Here is a 19,327-nt window from a genome sequence, read left to right on the forward strand (position 1 = left end):
ACGACATGCTGATCCTGACCTGCCCCTGCTGCGGTGTGACCGCGGAAGAGACCGAATTTCATGGCGGCGGCGAGGCGCATATCAAGCGCCACGGCCCCGGATCGAGCGATGACGAATTCCACGGCTACCTGTTCGAGAAGGTGAACCCCAAGGGGGTGCATTTCGAGCGCTGGCGCCATGCCAATGGCTGCGGCAAGTGGTTTCACGCCGCGCGCTGCACCGTCACGCTGGAGGTGTTCGGCACCTATAGCGCGCAGACGACCGAGCCGCCGCAGGATATCAAGGACAGGATCTCGGCCAGGCGGCCGGGTTGGAGCTGGAGAGAGTTCGCATGAGCACACGTCTGGCCAATGGCGGCCGCCTTCTGAACAAGGCGCGGACGCTGGAATTCACCTTCAACGGCAAGCGTTTCAAAGGGGTCGAAGGCGATACGCTGGCCTCGGCGCTTCTGGCCAATGATCAGATGCTTGTCGGGCGCTCGTTCAAGTATCACCGCCCGCGCGGGATCGTGTCGAGCGGCGCCGAGGAGCCCAATGCGCTGGTCGGTCTGGGCGAGGACGCGCGGTTTGAACCCAACCAGAGGGTCACGACCACCGAGCTTTTCGACGGGCTGACCTGCGCCAGCCAGAACCACTGGCCGAGCCTCGAATTCGACATCGGCGCGATCAACGCGAAGCTGTCGCGGTTCCTGCCCGCGGGCTTCTATTACAAGACCTTCATGTTCCCGCGCCCGTTCTGGAAGCATGTCTACGAGCCGATCATCCGCCAGTCGGCGGGTCTGGGCCGCGCGCCGCGTGATCGGGATCAGGACAGCTACGAGCATTTCTACGCGTTTTTCGACGTGGTGGTGATCGGTGGCGGGGTTGCCGGTCTTCAGGCCGCCAAGGCGGCGGGCGATGCGGGCGCCAAGGTGCTGCTGATGGAGCAGACCCCCCACTGGGGCGGGCGGGCGCCGGTCGATGGCGGGACGGTGGACGGGCAGCCTGTGGATAAGTTCGTGGACGGAATCGTGTCCGTTCTGGAGACGATGGAAAACGTCACCTTGCGCCGCCGGATGATGGGGGCAGGGGTTTACGATCACGGCTATCTTCTGGGTTATGAGCGGGTAAACGATCATCGCCCGGATGCGAGCGGCCCGCGGCATCGCCTGTGGCGGATCCGCGCCGGGCAGATCGTGACCGCGACAGGCGCCATTGAGCGGCCGATCTGTTTCTCGGGCAATGATGTCCCGGGTGTGATGCTGGCCTCGGCGGTGCGCGATTATGCGGTCGATTACGGGGTGTCGATCGGCGATCGCACCGTGGTCGTGACCAATAACGACGATGCCTATCGCACCGCGATCACCCTTAAAAAACTGGGGCTGGAGATTCCGGCCATTGTCGACACCAGGGCAAGTGGCGGCGGCGCGTTGGCGGGTGAGGCCATCGAGCTGGGAATTCGTGTCGAGAATGGCAAGGGCATCGCCCGGGTCAAGGGCAAGAAGCGCGTCGAGGCCGTGGAAATCTGCGTGCAGGCCGGTGAAGGCGCGGCGCTGGAGGAGATCAGATGCGATGCGGTCGCCATGTCCGGCGGCTGGTCGCCAATCGTGCATCTGTGGTCCCATTGTGGCGGTAAGCTACTGTGGGATGAAGAAAAAGCCATGTTCCGCCCGGATGTGGATAACGCGCCCACCGGCGCAGATGGCCAAGGCTTCGTCCGCTGTGCCGGGGCGGCCGAGGGGCATCTGGATCTCGCCGATGTTCTGAATGGCGCGGATGCTGCCGGCAAGGCTGCCGCGCAAGCAACGGGTCACACGCCCAAGCGCAGCAAGGTGCCAGTTGCGGACAATCCCAAGGAGGCCGGGATCGAGCCGGTCTGGCTGATGCCGCAAGGCGCGGGCGTCAAGCTGCGGATGAAGGCGTGGCTGGATTATCAGAATGACGTCAAGGTCAGCGATGTGCAACTGGCAGCGCGTGAGGGCTTTGAATCGGTCGAGCACGCCAAGCGCTATACTACCCTCGGCATGGCCACGGATCAGGGCAAGCTGAGCAATATCAACGGACTGGCGATCCTTTCGGATGCATTGGGTCAGCCCATTCCGCAGACCGGCACCACCACCTTCCGTCCGCCCTATACGCCGATCTCGCTGGCGTCGATCGCGGGCGAGGCGCGCAACGAGACATTCCAGCCCCTGCGAAAGACGCCGATGCATCGCTGGCACGCCGAAAACGGTGCCTATTGGGAGCCGGTGGGCGCTTGGCGGCGACCCTATTGCTTCCCCAAACCGGGCGAAAGCATCGAGGATGCCGTGCAGCGCGAGGTCAAGGCGACACGAGACAGCCTCGGGCTGCTGGATGCCTCGACGCTGGGCAAGATCATTGTCAAGGGCCCCGATGCGGGGCGCTTCCTGGACATGCTTTACACCAACATGATGTCGACGCTGAAACCGGGGCGCTGTCGTTATGGGCTGATGTGCAACGAGAACGGCTTTCTGATGGATGACGGTGTGGTCGCGCGTCTCGATGAAGAGACGTTCCTGTGCCACACCACCACCGGCGGGGCCGAGTCGATCCATGCGCATATGGAAGAATGGCTTCAGACCGAGTGGTGGGACTGGAAGGTCTACACGGCCAACGTGACCGAGCAATTCGCACAGGTCGCGGTCGTCGGCCCCAAGGCACGCAAGGTACTTGAAAAGCTGACCGATGACGACATCAGCGCCGAGGCGCTGAGCTTCATGGGCTGGACGGATGTGACGTTCGGCACGATCCGGGCGCGCGTGTTCCGCATCTCGTTCTCTGGCGAGCTGAGCTACGAAATCGCGGTTCGTGCAAGTCATGGGCGTGCCTTTTGGGATATGATCCTGAAGGCGGGCGCGGAATTCGACGTGACGCCCTACGGTACCGAGGCCCTGCATATCATGCGTGCCGAGAAGGGGTTCATCATGATCGGTGACGAGACCGACGGCACGGTGATCCCGCAGGATCTTGGCCTCGATTGGGCGATCTCGAAGAAGAAGGACGATTACCTTGGCAAGCGCGCGCAGGAACGCCGCCACATGAGCGACCCGACCCGTTGGAAACTGGTGGGGCTTGAAACGCTGGACGGGGCGACGCTGCCGGACGGGGCCTATGCCACCGCGCAGGGCAATAACGCCAATGGCCAGCGCAATGTGCAGGGGCGGGTGACCTCGACCTATCATTCGCCGACCCTCGGACGGGGCATCGCCATGGGGCTGGTGCTGAACGGGCCGGACCGGATGGGCGAGGTGCTGGAATTCCCGAAGGTGGACGGCACCGTGATGCGCGCCAAGATCGTCGAGCCGGTTTTCTACGACAAGGACGGGGAGAAGCAGAATGTCTGAGGCAGTGAGTGCGCTTGACGGTGCATCCCATGAGGGTTTCGTCCGCGTCGAGGATATGGGCCTGCGGGCCATGATCACCCTGCGCGGCGATCTGGCATCGGCCACGCTGCGAAAGGCGGTGAAGGCGGCGGCGGGTGTCGATCTGCCCGAGGCGCGCGGGATCGAGGTGGCAGGTGACAGGGCCGTGGCCTGGATGTCGCCTGATGAGTTGCTGATCCTTGGCGCCTACGACGCTGCGCAGGAGTTGCGTGACAAACTGGAAAAGGACATCTCGGGAGAGCATGCGCTCGTCGCCGACGTGTCGGATGCGCGCGCCCTGCTGCGGGTCTCGGGCGGGGTCGGCGCGCGCGAGGTCATCGCAAAGTTGTGCCCGGTGGATATGGCGCCCGAGGCTTTTGGCCCCGGCCAGTTCCGCCGCACCCGCATGGCGCAGATTCCGGCGGCGATCTGGATGCCTGACGCTCAAAGCGTGCAGGTCGTGTGCTTCCGTTCGGTCGCCGAATATGCCTTCAACCTTCTCAGGAATGCCGCCGCACCCGGCAGCGAAGCGGGGCTTTTCATCTGAGGGCGGCGCGGAAAAATGCCGCCAGCCTCTTGACCTTGCAGCGCCAAGGTCACCATGTAAGACCACACGCATTCTGATAACGAACAGGGGGCCCTAAATGGCTTTTGAACTTCCCGATCTTCCCTATTCGCATGACGCGCTGGCCGATCATGGCATGTCGCGCGAAACGCTGGAATACCACCACGACATCCACCACAAGGCCTATGTGGACAATGGCAACAAGGCCGTTGCAGGAACCGAGTGGGAAGGCAAATCCGTTGAAGAGATCATCAAGGGCACATATGACCCCAAGGCCGTGGCGCAAAACGGCATCTTCAACAACGCCTCGCAATACTGGAATCACAACCAGTTCTGGGAAATGATGGCGCCCGGCGGCACGGGCATGCCCAGTGAGGTTGAAAAGGCACTGACCGAAGCGTTTGGATCGGTTGACAAGTTCAAGGAAGAATTCGCCGCGGCGGGCGCGGGTCAGTTTGGCTCTGGCTGGGCATGGCTGGTCAAGGATACCGATGGCAGCCTGAAGGTTACCAAGACCGAGAACGGCGTGAACCCGCTGTGTTTTGACCAGACCCCGCTTCTGGCCTGCGATGTGTGGGAGCATTCCTATTACATCGATTTCCGCAACAAGCGCCCGGCCTACCTGCAGAATTTCCTGGAGAATCTGGTGAACTGGGAGAACGTTGCCGGGCGCATGTAAGCGTCTGAGACATCAGCGAAATCTTGCCCCGCGCCGCTAACCCGGTGCGGGGTTTCGCATTTCATGGGATTGACCGAAGTCATGGCCTTTTCCGGATCCCATGCGATGCTTATGTTTTTGTAGCATCAAATAAGAGGGAAGATTTTCATGACCGAGCTTGCACATGGCGCATGGGTTCTTGTGGCCGACGGAGAGAAGGCCCTGTTTCTGGAAAACGTGACTGACGGGCAGGATCCATTCCTCAAGGTCGTGCGCATGGAGAGCCAGGAAAACCCGCCTGCCGGCGAACAGGTCAGCGACAAGCCGGGGCGCATGCCCGATGACGGCATGGGCCAGCGCTCGTCAATGGAGGAAGCCGACTGGCACCGGCTGGCCAAGGATCGCTTTGCCGCCGAGATGTCGGATATCCTCTATCGGTTGGCGCATCGCAACGCGTTTGAAAAGATCGTTCTGGTCGCGCCGCCGCGCACCTTGGGAACGCTGCGTGACAAGCTCCACAAGGAGGTAAGCGCGCGGGTCGTTGCCGAGATCGACAAGGACATGACCAACCACCCGATCGGAAAGATCGAAAGCCTGCTGAAAGCCGCACTAGCCGGCGAGAGCTAGATCACGCGCGACGCAAGCGGGGCCCGCAGGCATTTCCCGCTTGCCTTCCGCCGCATGCTGGGCCAGCACTGGCGCAAGCACAGCACGGCGGAGACGGCATGAACGAGGCAGCGAAAGGCGTGGCGGCGATGGTGGCCGCCTGCACCGTCTGGGGGCTGTCGGGCATTTATTACAAGCTGCTCGATCATGTTCCGCCGATCGAGGTTCTGGCCCACCGAACCCTGTGGTCCTGCCTTTTCTTTGCCTGTGTCTTGCTGATTCAGGGGCGGATTTCCCTTTTGGGACGGGCGCTTGGCGCACGGCATTCATTTCTGGTGATCGGCTTTGCGGCGATCGCCATTTCGACCAACTGGTTTCTGTTCATCACTTCGATCCAGATTGGCAAGGCGATGGAGGCATCGCTTGGCTATTACATCTTCCCGCTGGTCGCGGTTGCACTTGGTGCAATTGCCTATCGCGAGCGATTGGGACGTGCGCAGCAACTGGCGGTGGCGCTGGCGGCGGTCGCGGTCGTCACACTGACATGGGGGTTGGGCGTCGCGCCCTGGATTTCAATGGGGCTCGCGCTGTCCTTCGGGCTCTATGGATTGGCGAAAAAGGGCCTGAGCGTCGGCCCGGTGGTTTCGGTCACGGCCGAGGTGATCCTGTTGTCACCCATCGCGCTGGTGATCCTGTGGAGCACCCATTCTGTCGGGCAGGGTGCCTTCGGGCATAGCTGGAGCGAAAGCCTGACGCTCGCCTTTTCGGGGCCGCTGACCGGTACGCCGCTGATCCTTTTCAGCTATGCGGCGCGGCGCGTCACTATGGCGACGGTGGGGCTGGTGCAATATTTGAACCCGACGCTGCAATTCCTGGTGGCGACCTTGCTTTTTCAGGAGATGTTCAGCTTCTGGCATGCCATCGCTTTCGCGATGATATGGACGGCGCTGGCGATCTATACGTCGGCAGCCTGGCGTCAGGACAGGGCGGCGCGCAGGGCCTTGGAAAGCTCCTGAACACTATCGATCACCTGAATGAAACCGCGCAGGCTGTCATCGGCGAAGCCCTCGGCGATTGCATGGTCGATAAGCCCGGTGAGCGGATTCCAGTAGCCTTCCGTGTTCAGAAGGAAAATCGGCTTCTGGTGCAGGCCCAGCTGTCGCCATGTCAGGACCTCGAAAAACTCATCGAGCGATCCCGCGCCGCCCGGCAGGACCACGATGGCATGCGAATTCATGAACATCACCTTCTTGCGCTCGTGCATGGTTTCGGTGACGACAAAACTGGTCAGGTCGTGCTTGCCGGCTTCGGCCTGCAGCAGATGGACAGGGATCACCCCGAAAGTATCGCCCCCCGCCGCCTGAGCGGCGCGCGCCACAGAGCCCATGAGTCCCACATCGCCCGCGCCATAGACCAGTTGCCAGCCGCCCGCGGCCAGCGCATGACCCAATTCCACCGCGGCAGCCTGATAGGCCGGCCGCGTTCCGGCGCGTGAGCCGCAAAAGACACATACAGAGGCTGACGGCATCGGTTTCTTCCCAGTGATCAAAGGGTTGTTTTGACCAGTGATAGCCCTGTTGCTATGGTCCGGCAACCGCGCATGGCGGGGGACGCGCCACAGGGGGATGGCATGAGCAAGACACTGGCCGGGAGCACCTGGCCTTTCATCGCCGGAGCCGCGGTGGCCGTGGTGGTCGCCGGGGCCGCTCTTTATGTGGCAGGGGTGATCGCGCCGCTGCATGAGAACGAGCCCGTAGCGATGCAGCCCGAGGTATCGACCGAGGCCGGTCAGGTAAGGTCCGATGAGGTCAGGAGCGACCAGCAAGCCAATGATGAAAAATCACAAGATGCGCCTGCCCCGGAAGCCGTTGAGGCCGATCAACCCGTCACGCAAGCCACGCCCGACCTGCCCGAACCGCCGCGGATCAGCACCTTCCGTCTTGATCCCGATGGCAGCATGCTGGTGGCGGGGCGCACGCAGCCCGGCTGGGAGACGTCGGTTCTGCTGGACGGTCAGAGCCTTCGCACTCTCAATGCCGGGGGAGCGGGCGATTTCGTGGAGTTCTTCTCGCTGGAAGGAAGCGATCAGCCGCGGGTTCTGAGCCTGGCCATGCGTTCGCCCGAGACCGGCGACGAGATCGCATCGCATGACGAGATCATCATCACGCCAAGTCAGCCTGCCGTAGTGGACTCCCAAGCCGAACCTGATGCCGGGGCAACGCAGGAGAGCACGGCGAAGATGCAGAGCACCGAACCCGAAGAGACCAGCGAAACCGCACAGGCGCAGGGTTCCGCAGCGCAGGGGCAGAACCCCGCGTCAGCCCCTCCCGAGGATGCCGCACCGAACGTGGCCGCCCTCGATGCGCCTGCGCCACCCGAAACACCCGAGGCGCCGCGGACCCGGGACATACCCGAACCGGTCACACCTGAGCCCGCAGCGCAGGCCGCCACCGGACGGGCGGTGCTGTTGTCGGACGAAAGCGGTGTACGCGTGCTTCAGGTGCCCGAACCCCAAGGCGCCCCGCCCGAGGCGATGACGAGCGTTGCGATCGATGCGATCACCTATTCGGACCAAGGCGATGTGGTTTTGTCGGGGCGTGGCAAGGAGCTTGGTTTCGTGCGCGCATATCTGGACAATCGCGCGCAGGGCGCTGCCCCCATCGCACAGGACGGGCAGTGGCGCATGGACCTGCCGGATGTGGAGAGTGGTGTCTATACTCTGCGGGTCGACGAGCTTGATGATGAGGGCAATGTGACCTCGCGCGTGGAAACCCCGTTCAAACGGGAGGATCAGGCCGTTCTGGCCGCGCAGGAGACCCAAAGCGAAGACAGTGCGACGCAGGTGCGCGCGGTGACCGTGCAGCCGGGCAATACGCTTTGGGCGATTTCGCGGCGCAACTACGGCGAGGGGCTGATGTATGTACGCATCTTCGAGGCGAATCGCGACCGCATCCGCGACCCGGATCTGATTTATCCCGGACAGGTCTTTACCGTGCCGCCCGCCGCCGAAGACTGACTTTGCTGCGCGCGATGGCGCGTGGCCCAATTCCATCTCAACCGCGCATTGCCGCAATGCGGCGGGGCTGGCCATTCGCGGCCCCTGCGCATAGGGTCGCGCGGCACAGATCGAACAGGCCCGCCCATGCGTCGAACCACCCTGACCACCACCGAAATGCCCGCCGATGGCTGGACCACGATCCGGCGTGTTTCGCCGTATCTCTGGCCCGAGGGTCAGACATGGGTCAAGCGGCGCGTGGTGCTGGCATTGATCACATTGGTGCTGGCCAAGCTGATTGCCGTGGGCACGCCGTTCTTCTACAAGGCGGCGGTCGATGCGCTGGCGGGCGAAAGCAGCGGCGATGCCTGGATGCTGGCCATTGGCGCTGTCGGGTTGACAGTGGCCTATGGCGTTGCGCGGTTGATGAATGTCGGCTTTCAGCAATTGCGCGACGTGCTGTTCGCGCCGGTGGCGCAGCGGGCGCTGCGGCGTCTGGCGCTGGAGACATTCACCCATATCCACCAGATGTCGTTGCGCTATCACATCACCCGCAAGACCGGCGGGCTGAGCAGGATCATTGAGCGCGGGGTCAAGGGCGTCGAGTTTCTGTTGCGCTTCCTGCTGTTCTCGATCGGGCCGCTGGTGCTGGAACTCCTGATGATCGGCGTGGTGCTTTGGACGCTTTTTGACTTCTGGTATCTGGCCGTCGTGATGGTGGTGATTGCGGCCTATGTGGCCTTTACCTTCAAGGTCACCGAATGGCGCGTCAAGCAGCGAAAGGAGATGAACGACCAGGATACCGATGCCAACCAGAAGGCGATCGACAGCCTGCTGAATTTCGAGACGGTCAAGTATTTCGGCGCCGAGATGCGCGAGGCGCAGCGCTATGATGCGGCCATGCAGGGCTATGAGCGGGCGGCCTTGCAGACATCCTATTCGCTGGCCTTCCTGAATTTCGGCCAGTCGGTGCTGATTACCGGCGGGTTGGTCGTGGTGATGGTGATGGCCGCCATCGGCGTGCAAAGTGGAAGCATGTCAGTGGGCGATTTCGTCATGGTCAACGCCTACATGATCCAGATCACCATGCCTCTGAATTTTCTTGGCACGGTCTATCGCGAGATCCGGCAGGCGCTGGTGGACATGGCGGAAATGTTCGGCCTGCTGGAGCAAGAGCCCGATATCCGCGAGAAGCCGGATGCAAGAGATCTGAAGGTGGGCGGGGCCTCGGTGCTGTTTCGCGATGTCGTATTCGGCTATGATCCAGAGCGCCCGATCCTCAAGGGGATCACGCTTGAAGTGCCTGCGGGGCGCACCGTGGCGGTTGTCGGCCCGTCGGGGTCGGGTAAATCCACCATCGGGCGCCTGTTGTTTCGCTTTTATGACGTCCAGCAGGGGGCGGTCACGATCGACGGGCAGGACCTGCGCGACCTCACGCTGAACAGTGTGCATCAGGCCATCGGAGTGGTGCCGCAGGATACGGTTCTGTTCAACGACACGATCGGCTACAACATCGCCTATGGCCGCGCCGGGGCAAGTCAGGCCGATGTTGAGGAGGCGGCGAAGGCCGCGCAGATCCACGATTTCATCATCGGCTTGCCAGATGGCTATGACACCCAAGTCGGCGAGCGGGGGCTGAAGTTGTCGGGCGGCGAGAAGCAGCGCGTCGGCATTGCCCGTACCCTTTTGAAGGACCCGCCGATCCTGTTGCTTGACGAGGCCACCAGCGCGCTTGACACCGAGACCGAGCGCGACATCCAGGGCGCGCTCAAGCGCGCGGGGCAGGGGCGCACGGTGATAACCATCGCGCATCGCCTGTCCACTGTCGCCGATGCTGACCGGATTGTGGTGCTGGAGGATGGCAAGATCGCCGAAGAGGGCAGCCATGCCGACCTTTTGGCGCGTCAGGGGCGCTATGCCAGCCTCTGGCAGCGCCAGCAGGCTGAAGAAGCCGCATGACCCGCCGTGACAAGGTCTATCCACAAACGCCGGACGGGCGTTATTTCGTGGCCAGAGGACGATTATGGCGCAAGACGGATCCCGCGCTGGACGACAGCGACCGGCGCGCGGCCATCAAGGCATTGATGCAGGCACGCCGCGCCGTGCAACTGGCCACCACCCCTGAAGAGGAACGCGCTGCGCGTAACTCGGTGGACGCGGCCAAGCGCCGTCTTGGCGAGCGTGGCCCTGTCTGGTGGGACGACGGCGCGCCCGATGAGGGCACAAGACACCCCGCGAACAGCAGCTACGGCGATTGGTGGGCCGGATTGTCGCCTGAAGAGCGCGCGGCGGGCGAAGGTGAGGCAAGTGAGCGCGCCAAGCGACGCTAAGCCGCGTCAGGCGCTATTCGGCGGCACGCAGTGGCTTGCCATCGGAATCGCGCGGGCCGAGCACGCGCTTGATGTCGTCGGCACCGGGCCGTTCGGCGTCTTCGTCGACGTAATCGCCAGGGCGTTCCTCGGGCCAGAGCAGTTCGGGCGCGCGCACCCGGCGCGCGGCGGAATTCAGCGACCAGTCGCGCGCCGCACGGCTGGCGCGGCCCATCGACATCGCCGCCAGCGCCCGCGCGCCCCAGCCGACATAGGTGCTGGCCCAAATCCTGAGCGCCAGCATCGACGGGGTGAAGACCAGCGTCAGCACCGTCGCGATGCCAAGCCCGAACACCACCGCCGTGGCCAGCTGTTTCCACCAGAGCGCAGTGGGCGAGTTGAACGAGTAGCCGCCATTCACGAAATCGAGGCTGAGTCCGATCACCATTGGCGCAAGCCCCGCCATCGTGGTGATGGTGGTCAGCAGGACCGGGCGGATGCGCGCCTCGGCGGTGCGGGTGATCGCCTCTATCCGGGGCATGTAGCGACTGTATTCCTGATACTGGTCGATCAGCACGATATTGTTGTTCACCACGATCCCGGCCAGCGCAACGATACCCGTGCCTGTCATGATGATCGAGAAGGGCTGGTTCATCACCAGCATCCCGATCAGCACGCCGGTCGTGGACAACACCACCGCCAGCAACACGAGAACCGCGTTGTAGATGCTGTTGAACTGGGCCAGCAGGATGATGAACATCAGCCCGAGCGCCCCGGCGAAAGCCTTTTGCAGGAAGGCGCCGGATTCGGCCTGATCCTCCTGATCACCGGTCCATTCATAGCTGATTCCTTCAGGCAGGACGCCACTGTCCAGCCATTCGGTCAGGTGGGCGATGCGTTCGTTGGCGTTGATCGGCACCTCACCCTCGCCACTCTGCGTCGCGGATCGGGTCAGTCCTGGCGCGACTGCCGCCTTGATGTCGAAATACCGGGTCTGGTCGACGCGGTCGATCTGGGCGAGCTTCTGAACCGGCTTGCGGGTGATGAAATTAGATAGCGGCACAAGCCCGTCCGAGGTGCGCACCTTGAGCGAGTCGAGGGTGCTGAGTACGCGATCTTTCTCGGGCAGGCGCACGCGGATGTCGATTTCCTCGTCCGAAGAGGGGACGCGCATCGTGTCGAGCAGGATGCCGCGCGTCACGAGTTGAACCATCGCGCCCACGGTCGCCACATCGGCGCCGAAACGGCCCGCTTTTTCGACATCCACGTCGATCTGCCAGTCGATGCCTGGCAGGGGCAGCGAATCTTCGACTTGGCGGAGGCCGGTCGTGTTGTCGAATTCCCGTCGTGCGAGCCTGGTTGCCTCTTGCAGGGCTTCCCAGTTGTCGCCCTTGAGTCGCAGATGCACCGGCTTGGCCGAGGCCGGGCCACGGGCCTGCGCGAGGATCTCGATCTTGATGCCGGGGATTTGTTCCAGTTCGGCGGTCAGTTCGTTGATGATCGTGTCGCCATCATAGGCCTCGGCACTCACGGCACGCGTCACCTCGTAGCCCAGAACCGGAATGGTGAACCAGGTTTCGCGCGATTGCGGGCGGTCTTCCCAAGGGATGGTTTCCAGCTGCACCTGCCCGATCGTGTCCAGCGGTGCCTCGGCGCCGCCGGTATTGTTGGTCAGCCCGCCTTCGCCAGCAAACGCGAAGACGGTCTCGACCCCGGGATGTTGCTGGACGAGGCGCTCGGCCTCGGCCACGAGGCGGTCTTTCTGCTGGATCGACAGGTTGCCGCGTGCGCGCACATAGACGATTGCCTGTTCGGGCTCGGACTCGACGAAGAATTCGGTGCCGCGGTTGTTGTTCATGTAGAAAATCAGAACCGTGCCCACCAGCACGAAAACCATGCCGAAAGCGACCAGAGGCATCACCGGATTGCCGGCAATGAAATGGATCACCCGCCCAAATGGCGAGCGCTGATAGCCGGCATCGACGCGCTTCTCGTGAAGCGGGAACACGCGGCGACCAAAACTCCCGGCAGCGTTGCGAATACGGCGGATGACCGCCATCAGGCCCAGAAGGGTCGCGACCACACCCGACACCCCCGCCGCCAGCAATGCGATCGCCCCCACCAAGAGCGCGAACACCAAGCCCAGAACCGGCACGACCGAGCCGAAGATACGGGATGAGTCCATGGCGTTGAAGGTCGCCGTGACGACGTTCAGAATTACCGGCATCAGCCAGCCCGCCAGTACGACTGCCCCGATCGCGGCCGGGAAAAGCAGCGCATGCCAGAGCCAGTATCCGCCCGCAATCTGATCGAGTCGCGTGTTGAACCAGCGCTCCATCCGCCCGGTCACGCCCCCCATCACCGGCAGGTAAACCAGTGCCACCAAGAGCGAGGCAGAGAGCACGAAGATCAGCGTGACAGGCAGCATTCCCATGAATTCGCCGGGAACGCCGGGCCAGAACAGCATCGGCAGGAACGCACAGAGCGTCGTCGCGGTGGAGCTGACCACCGGCCAGAACATGCGCTTGGCCGAGGCGACATAGGCATGCATGGGTCCTTCGCCCTCGCTGATGCGCTTGTCGGCGTATTCGACCACCACGATGGCGCCATCCACCAGCATCCCCACCGAAAGAATGAGTCCGAACATCACGATATTCGAGATGGTGACGCCCATCACCGCAAGGATCGCGAAGCACAGAAGGAACGAGGTAGGAATAGCGAACCCGACCAGAAGCGCTGGTCGCAGCCCAAGTGCGGCAAGTGTGACGATCATCACCAGCGCGATGGCGGTCAGCACCGAGCCTTCCAGTTGCTTGACCATGGATTCAACCGTGCGAGACTGGTCGTTTGATGTGCCGACATTCACCGCCGAGTGCAATTCTTCGGGCCATTCCGCGCTGGCCTTGTCGACCGTCTCTCGCACCAGGTTCGCGGTGTCGATTATATTGAAGCCCTTGCGTTTGACCACCTGCAAGGCCAGGGTCTTTTCGCCATTGAACCGCGCCGTTCCCAGGCGATCCTCGAAGGTCAGGTTGATCCCGGCCAGGTCACCCAGCGTGACGACGCGGTCGCCGTTCATCTTGACCGGGAGCCGGTAGATGTCGCGCGTATCTTCGAACGAGGACGGAATCTTGACCGAGAATGCCCCGGATTCGGTTTCGATCTCGCCGGCGGCGATCAGCAGGTTGTTGTTGCGCACCACGTTGATCAACTCGTTCGCGGTGACGTTATAGGCTTCGAGTCGCAAGGGGTCGATGACGACCTCGACCATCTCGTCGCGGTTACCTGCAATCCCCGCCTCGAGCACCGGCTCCAGACCTTCCAGGCGGTCCTGAAGATCCTTGGCCAGCCGCGCCATCGTGCGTTCGGGCACGTCGCCGCTGAGATTGACGATGATGATCGGGAATTCGCTGAAGTTGATTTCGTTGATCGAATATTTCTCTGCGCCTTCCGGGAACTTGGCCTCGGCCGCATTCATCGAATCGCGCACATCGGCCATGATCTTGGACTTGTCCCAGCCGAACTCGAATTCCAGCGCTACGCCGGCATAGTTCTCCGCCGCTGTGCTGCTCATCGTCTTGAGCCCGTCGAGATCGCTCAGTTCGGTCTCCATGACCTTGACCAGGAGTTTCTCGCTGTCCTCGGCCGAAATGCCGGGGAAGGGGACCGAGACGAAAAGCGCGGGAATCTCGATATCGGGCTCGCCCTCCTTGGGCAGGCCAACATAGGCCAGCGTGCCCGCCATGATGGAGAGCACGATGAAGGCGACGACCATACGTGCCCTTGCGGCGGCCCAGTCGACAATGCCGGTCACTGGCCCAACTCCCTGAAGCTCGGGTTCACCTTGACCCCGTCATTCACGTATTCCTGACCGATCACGATGACATCCGCCTGATCGGGCAGGCCGGTCAGCCAGACCCCGCTGGTGGTGTCGCGCATCAGATTGACCGCTGTGAAGGCGGCTTCGTTGTCCTTGGTGACGAGGCGCACGCCAAGAGTGCCTTCATCGTTCAGCGTGAGCGCCGATTGGGGCAGCAAGTGCGCTGGCGTACCATCGGCGGAGATGACGATCTCGACCGTCTGCCCGTCGCGCAGCGACAGATCCGGGTTGGCGGCGCGAATCTCCACGCGGAAGGTGCGCGTGGCCTGATCCGCCTGGCGCGACAGGAAAGTGACCTTTCCGCTCACCGTTCCGCCCGAGGCAAGTTCGGCCTGAGCGGGCGCGCCGAGTTTGATGCGGTCGACTTCGGTCTCCGGCACGAATCCGACCAGGATCACCGGATCCAGTTGTATGACCGTCGCGCACAGCGCACCGGGTTGCAGCAGGCTCCCGAGTTCGGCGGTGTCGCTTTCAAGGAGGCCGGCGAAGGGCGCGGTCATTGTCAGGCGTTCGATTTCCTTCTGGGCCGAGGCGACGGCGGCCTGCGCCGCTTCGATCTGGGCATTGGCCCCCTCAAGGCCACTGCGCGCCGTTTCCACAGCCGCCTCTGCCGAGCGCAGGGTCGCGCGCGTCGAGGCCAGCCGGGTTTGTGATGCGAACCCGTCTTCGGACAGCCGCGCGGCGGCATTTTCATTAATCTGCGCCTCCTCCAGACGTGAACGCGCCTCTTCGACGCGGGCACGCGCCTCGGGAACGCTGGCGCGCGCGGCAGTTAGGCGCGACTTCGCTTCGGTCAGTGCGGCTTCGCGGGTGCCGGGGTCAAGTTTGCAAAGGACTTGGCCTTCATCGACGAAATTGCCCTTGCGCAGTGGCTCCGAAATGACCTGCCCCGAGGTCTCCGCACGCAGATCGACCTCTCGATAGGCCTCGGTCTGGCCGCGCAGGATCACCGCACTGTCGATGGTGCGCGCGGTCGACCTTACCGCGATCACTCCGATCACCGTCGCGGAATCATCGCCATCCCCTACAGTCGGGACATTGTCCTGTGCCGCTTGGGGTTGTTCGGAATCGGAAGGGTCGCCGGTCAGGCGATCACGCTCGAAAACGAAGACGTAGATCAGCCCGGTGACCAGAATAGCGGCCAAAATCGGGAAAAGTCGCATCTTTGGTCCCTTCTCGGCAGCCAGTGGCCGCGCAGAAAAAAGTCGGATCGAACCGGGTTCATCCGATCAGCCTACTCTGAACTATGCTGTTCAGATTAAACCTTTAGGCTAGCTGCTGCAAGACGCTCGGTTCGCGCCCCTTGGCAGGGCCGGGTGGACGCGCTAAGAGGGGCCTCAAACGCAAGAGGATCCGGGCGTGAGCGACACAGACAGTTTCATCGATGAGGTCACCGAAGAGGTCCGCCGCGACCGCCTGTTCGCGCTGATGCGGCGCTATGGCTGGATCGCGGTGTTGGTGGTGTTGCTGATCGTCGGGGGAACCGCATGGAACGAATGGCGCAAGGCGCAGGCGCGTGAAACCGCACAGAGTTTCGGCGATGCGCTGATGGCTGGCCTCGGGTCTGGCGCAAGCGACGCGAGCGCCGCTGCGCTGTCTTCGGTCGAGGCCCCGAATCCGGGCGCCGCCGCGATCCGTGATCTGCTGGCTGCCGCCGAGTCCATGGAAGCCACGCCTCAGGAAGCCGCGAGCCGTTTGCTGGTGCTGGCAGACAGCGACGGGGTCGAACCCGTTTATCGCCAGATCGCCATTCTCAAGGCAGTGGCGATGCCCGGATCGGGGCTTTCTGCCGAAGAACGCCGCTCCCGGCTGGAGGGGCTGGCGCTCAGCGAAGGGCTGGCACGGCTACTTGCCGAAGAACAACTGGCCCTGATTGATGTCGAAACCGGCGATACCCAAGGCGCTCTAAAGCGGCTGCAAGCGGTTGCTGCCGATGCACAGGCGACGCCGGGCTTGCGTCGAAGGGCGTCACAAGTGATTGTAGCCTTGGGCGGCGAACTGCCTGGCAGCGGCCAGGCCGAATAGCGAAAGCGTCGTCGGCAGGTCTGAACGGCCTGCACGGCGTGGGACAAGTGAGGGGGCTTCGGCTTTGAAACGAAACGGGATTTTTCTGGGTCTTGCTGCCATCCTGGCCGTCTCCGCCTGTTCCAAAGAGGAGGCAATCCTTCAGGGCGACCGTGAGATGATCCGCGAGGTCTCAGATGACAGCGACGCGATGCCCGATGCAGTCGCGCAGGAAAACCGAAGCCAGCCATTGACGCTTCCGGCGGCGCAGGTCAACGCATCCTGGACCCAGGCGATCAGCAGCCCCGAGACGCGCGTGGCGCACCCGGCGCTTTCGGACGCGCCCGAACGAATCTGGTCCACCTCGATCGGGTCGGGCGACGGGCGCAAGGTGCGCATCACCGCCGATCCCGTCGTTGCGGACGGACGTATTTTCACGCTTGATGCAAGTGCCAAGGTCAGCGCGGTTTCGACCGGCGGCGAGGTGCTTTGGACGCGCAGCCTCGTGCCGCCGGGCGAGTCGGCGACCGACGCCACCGGCGGCGGCCTGGCCTATGGCGCGGGCAAACTGTTTGTGTCCTCTGGCTTTGGCCTGATGACTGCACTGGACCCGGAAACCGGGGCCGAAATCTGGCAGCAGAACCTGCGCGCCACTGGATCGGGCAGCCCCACGGTATCGGGCGACCTGGTCTATCTTGTGGCGGGAGACGAGCTCGCCTGGGCACTGGACACTGATAATGGCCGCATTCGCTGGCAATTGTCGGCGACACCCGACATCCACAATGTAATGGGTGGTCCGGCTCCCGCGGTGACAAGCAAATACGCGATCTTCGCCTTTGGTTCGGGAGAAGTGCAGGGCGCCTTCCGTCAGGGTGGGTTGCGGCTTTGGGACTCGCAGATCGCGGGGCAGCGTCGGGGTTACGCCCATGCACGCGTCGGTGACATCACGGGCGATCCCGTGGTCTGGAACGAGCGTGTCTTTGTCGGCAGCCATTCAGGCCGCATGGTCGCGCTTGGGCTGGCCAATGGCGATCGTCTCTGGACTGCGGATCAGGGGCCGCTCAACCGGGTCTGGCCCGCAGGCGATTCGATTTTCATGGTGTCGGACCGCAATGAACTGATCCGCCTTCAGGCCGAGGACGGGGCGCGGGTCTGGGCGGTCAAGATGCCGTTCTTCACCAAGACCAGGCCGCGCCGCCAATCCGAGATTTTCGCCCATCACGGGCCGGTCATTGCCGGTGGCCAACTGATTGTGGCATCGAGCGACGGCTTCCTGCGGTTCTACGATCCGGTCTCGGGCGAGCTGCGGCGTACCGCCGAGCTTCCGGGCGGCGCGACGACCAACCCGGTTGTGGCTGGCGGCACGCTTTACGTGGTGTCGGCGAACGGTCAATTGCACGCTTTCCGTTAGGCCCGCGATACTGTATCAGGGCGGCTTGATCCGACCCGGAGCCCGAGACATGAGTTTCACCCTAGCCATCGTGGGGCGGCCCAATGTGGGCAAGTCCACGCTGTTCAATCGCCTTGTAGGCAAGCGCTTGGCGCTGGTCGATGACCAGCCGGGCGTAACGCGTGATCTGCGCGAGGGTATCGCGCGGCTGGGTGATCTGCGCTTTACCGTGATCGATACTGCCGGTCTCGAAGAGGCCACGGACGAGTCTTTGCAGGGCCGGATGCGCAAGCTGACAGAACGGGCGGTTGACATGGCCGATGTGTGCCTGTTCCTGATCGACGCCCGCGCGGGCGTAACGCCGACCGACGAGGTCTTTGCCGACATCCTGCGCAAACGCGCCGACCACGTGATCCTGGGCGCCAACAAGGCCGAAGGTTCGGCCGCCGATGCGGGAGTATATGAATCTTACGGGCTTGGCCTTGGCGAGCCTGTGCGCCTGTCCGCGGAGCATGGCGAGGGGCTCAACGAGCTTTATTCGCAGCTAATGCCGCTGGCCGACGCATATGAGGCACGCGCCCGTCAGGAGGCGCCCGAGACCGAGGTCGTTCTGGATGAGGACGGCGAGGATGCCGAGGGCGAGGGCAATGCAATTGTTTCGCGCACCCCGACGCCCGAGCGCCCTTTGCAGATGGCCGTGGTCGGGCGCCCCAACGCGGGCAAGTCGACGCTGATCAACACGATCCTGGGCGAGGATCGCCTGTTGACCGGCCCGGAGGCCGGAATCACCCGCGATGCGATCTCGCTTCAGGTCGATTGGGACGGGCTGCCGGTGCGGGTCTTTGACACTGCCGGTATGCGCAAGAAGTCGCGCGTGCAGGACAAGGTCGAGAAGCTGTCGGTTTCCGACGGGCTGCGCGCGGTCAAGTTCTCGGAAGTGGTGGTGGTTCTGCTGGATGCCGCCATACCGTTCGAAAGCCAGGATTTGCGCATCGCCGATCTGGCCGAGCGCGAGGGCCGCGCGGTGGTGGTCGCGGTGAACAAATGGGATATCGAATCTGAAAAGCAGCAAAAGCTGCGCGACCTTCGCGAATCCTTCGAGCGGCTTTTGCCGCAGTTGCGCGGTGCCCCGCTGGTGACGGTTTCAGCGAAGACGGGCAAGGGGCTGGACCGTCTGCGCGTGGCGGTCGAGAAGGCCTATGAGATGTGGAACCGCCGGGTCCCCACGGCGCAGCTCAATCGCTGGCTGGCCGGGATGGTCGAGGCGCACCCGCCGCCCGCGCCTGGCGGACGCCGCATCAAGCTGCGCTACATGACCCAGGCCAAGACGCGCCCGCCGCATTTCGTGGTGATGTGCTCGCATCCCGACAAGCTGCCCGAGAGCTATTCGCGCTACCTTGTCAATGGCCTGCGCGAGGATTTCGACATGCCCGGCACGCCGATCCGACTGCATATGCGCTCGCAGTCCGACAAGAACCCTTACAAGAGCAAGAAAAAGTCCACGCCGTCGCGGCTGCGCAAGCATATCCACGGCAAGAACAACCCGCCGAAATGAAATG

15 protein-coding genes are annotated in these 19,327 nt (G+C 63.2%); 12 read left to right on the forward strand and 3 right to left on the reverse strand.

Annotated elements, in window-relative coordinates; translation table 11 throughout:
• Positions 1-5: 5 nt before the first annotated feature.
• The 6 genes from N5A93_RS00165 to rarD all read left to right on the forward strand — a co-directional run bounded on the left by N5A93_RS00165 (position 6) and on the right by rarD (position 6,206).
• The gene (locus N5A93_RS00165) at positions 6-335 is read left to right on the forward strand and encodes a sarcosine oxidase subunit delta (protein ID WP_268953038.1); all 330 of its coding nucleotides are present in this window, start codon (positions 6-8) and stop codon (positions 333-335) included.
• Positions 332-3,343: a sarcosine oxidase subunit alpha family protein gene (locus N5A93_RS00170; protein WP_268953039.1), complete on the forward strand. Its 3,012-nt coding sequence runs from the start codon at positions 332-334 to the stop codon at positions 3,341-3,343. The genes N5A93_RS00165 and N5A93_RS00170 overlap by 4 nt, the downstream gene beginning before the upstream one ends.
• Positions 3,336-3,908 (forward strand): sarcosine oxidase subunit gamma, encoded by a 573-nt coding sequence (locus N5A93_RS00175; protein ID WP_268953040.1) that lies wholly within the window; start codon positions 3,336-3,338, stop codon positions 3,906-3,908. The genes N5A93_RS00170 and N5A93_RS00175 overlap by 8 nt, the downstream gene beginning before the upstream one ends.
• Positions 3,909-4,005: 97 nt before the next feature.
• The gene (locus N5A93_RS00180) at positions 4,006-4,605 is read left to right on the forward strand and encodes a superoxide dismutase (RefSeq protein WP_268953041.1); all 600 of its coding nucleotides are present in this window, start codon (positions 4,006-4,008) and stop codon (positions 4,603-4,605) included.
• Positions 4,606-4,752: 147 nt separating this feature from the next.
• A complete protein-coding gene (locus tag N5A93_RS00185) occupies positions 4,753-5,211 on the forward strand; it encodes a host attachment family protein (protein ID WP_268953042.1) in 459 nt (152 codons plus the stop codon).
• A gap of 98 nt (positions 5,212-5,309) precedes the next feature.
• Positions 5,310-6,206 carry an EamA family transporter RarD gene (rarD, locus tag N5A93_RS00190; protein WP_268953043.1) on the forward strand — a complete coding sequence of 299 codons (897 nt, stop codon included), beginning with the start codon at positions 5,310-5,312 and terminating at the stop codon, positions 6,204-6,206.
• Here the strand turns inward: rarD and N5A93_RS00195 are convergent.
• Positions 6,167-6,718: an LOG family protein gene (locus N5A93_RS00195; RefSeq protein ID WP_268953044.1), complete on the reverse strand. Its 552-nt coding sequence runs from the start codon at positions 6,716-6,718 to the stop codon at positions 6,167-6,169. The two genes, rarD and N5A93_RS00195, sit on opposite strands and share 40 nt — an antisense overlap.
• Before the next feature lie 102 nt (positions 6,719-6,820).
• On the opposite strand from N5A93_RS00195, the gene N5A93_RS00200 reads away from it, so the two are divergent.
• The 3 genes from N5A93_RS00200 to N5A93_RS00210 all read left to right on the forward strand — a co-directional run bounded on the left by N5A93_RS00200 (position 6,821) and on the right by N5A93_RS00210 (position 10,515).
• Complete coding sequence (locus N5A93_RS00200; protein WP_268953045.1) at positions 6,821-8,206, forward strand: LysM peptidoglycan-binding domain-containing protein; 1,386 nt, start codon at positions 6,821-6,823, stop codon at positions 8,204-8,206.
• Between the two features lie 126 nt (positions 8,207-8,332).
• Positions 8,333-10,144, forward strand: coding sequence for an ABCB family ABC transporter ATP-binding protein/permease (locus N5A93_RS00205; RefSeq protein WP_268953046.1), 1,812 nt, complete (start codon positions 8,333-8,335; stop codon positions 10,142-10,144).
• Entirely contained in the window at positions 10,141-10,515 is a 375-nt protein-coding gene (locus tag N5A93_RS00210; protein ID WP_268953047.1) for a hypothetical protein, read from the forward strand. Before N5A93_RS00205 ends, N5A93_RS00210 begins: the two co-directional genes overlap by 4 nt.
• A gap of 13 nt (positions 10,516-10,528) precedes the next feature.
• Here N5A93_RS00210 and N5A93_RS00215 read toward each other — a convergent pair whose 3' ends face one another.
• Together N5A93_RS00215 and N5A93_RS00220 are read right to left on the reverse strand one after the other, a co-directional pair.
• Entirely contained in the window at positions 10,529-14,308 is a 3,780-nt protein-coding gene (locus N5A93_RS00215) for an efflux RND transporter permease subunit (protein WP_268953048.1), read from the reverse strand.
• Positions 14,305-15,537: an efflux RND transporter periplasmic adaptor subunit gene (locus tag N5A93_RS00220; RefSeq protein ID WP_268953049.1), complete on the reverse strand. Its 1,233-nt coding sequence runs from the start codon at positions 15,535-15,537 to the stop codon at positions 14,305-14,307. Before N5A93_RS00220 ends, N5A93_RS00215 begins: the two co-directional genes overlap by 4 nt.
• Before the next feature lie 196 nt (positions 15,538-15,733).
• On the opposite strand from N5A93_RS00220, the gene N5A93_RS00225 reads away from it, so the two are divergent.
• From N5A93_RS00225 to der, 3 genes are all read left to right on the forward strand, one after another.
• Entirely contained in the window at positions 15,734-16,399 is a 666-nt protein-coding gene (locus N5A93_RS00225) for a tetratricopeptide repeat protein (RefSeq protein ID WP_268953050.1), read from the forward strand.
• A 64-nt stretch (positions 16,400-16,463) separates the two neighbouring features.
• Positions 16,464-17,789 carry a PQQ-like beta-propeller repeat protein gene (locus N5A93_RS00230; protein ID WP_268953051.1) on the forward strand — a complete coding sequence of 442 codons (1,326 nt, stop codon included), beginning with the start codon at positions 16,464-16,466 and terminating at the stop codon, positions 17,787-17,789.
• Between the two features lie 49 nt (positions 17,790-17,838).
• Positions 17,839-19,323 (forward strand): ribosome biogenesis GTPase Der, encoded by a 1,485-nt coding sequence (gene der / locus N5A93_RS00235; protein ID WP_268953052.1) that lies wholly within the window; start codon positions 17,839-17,841, stop codon positions 19,321-19,323.
• Positions 19,324-19,327: the final 4 nt, after the last annotated feature.

Origin of the sequence: Roseovarius salincola (assembly GCF_026891095.1) — a bacterium.
In the GTDB taxonomy this organism is placed as follows: Bacteria; Pseudomonadota; Alphaproteobacteria; order Rhodobacterales; family Rhodobacteraceae; genus Roseovarius; species Roseovarius salincola.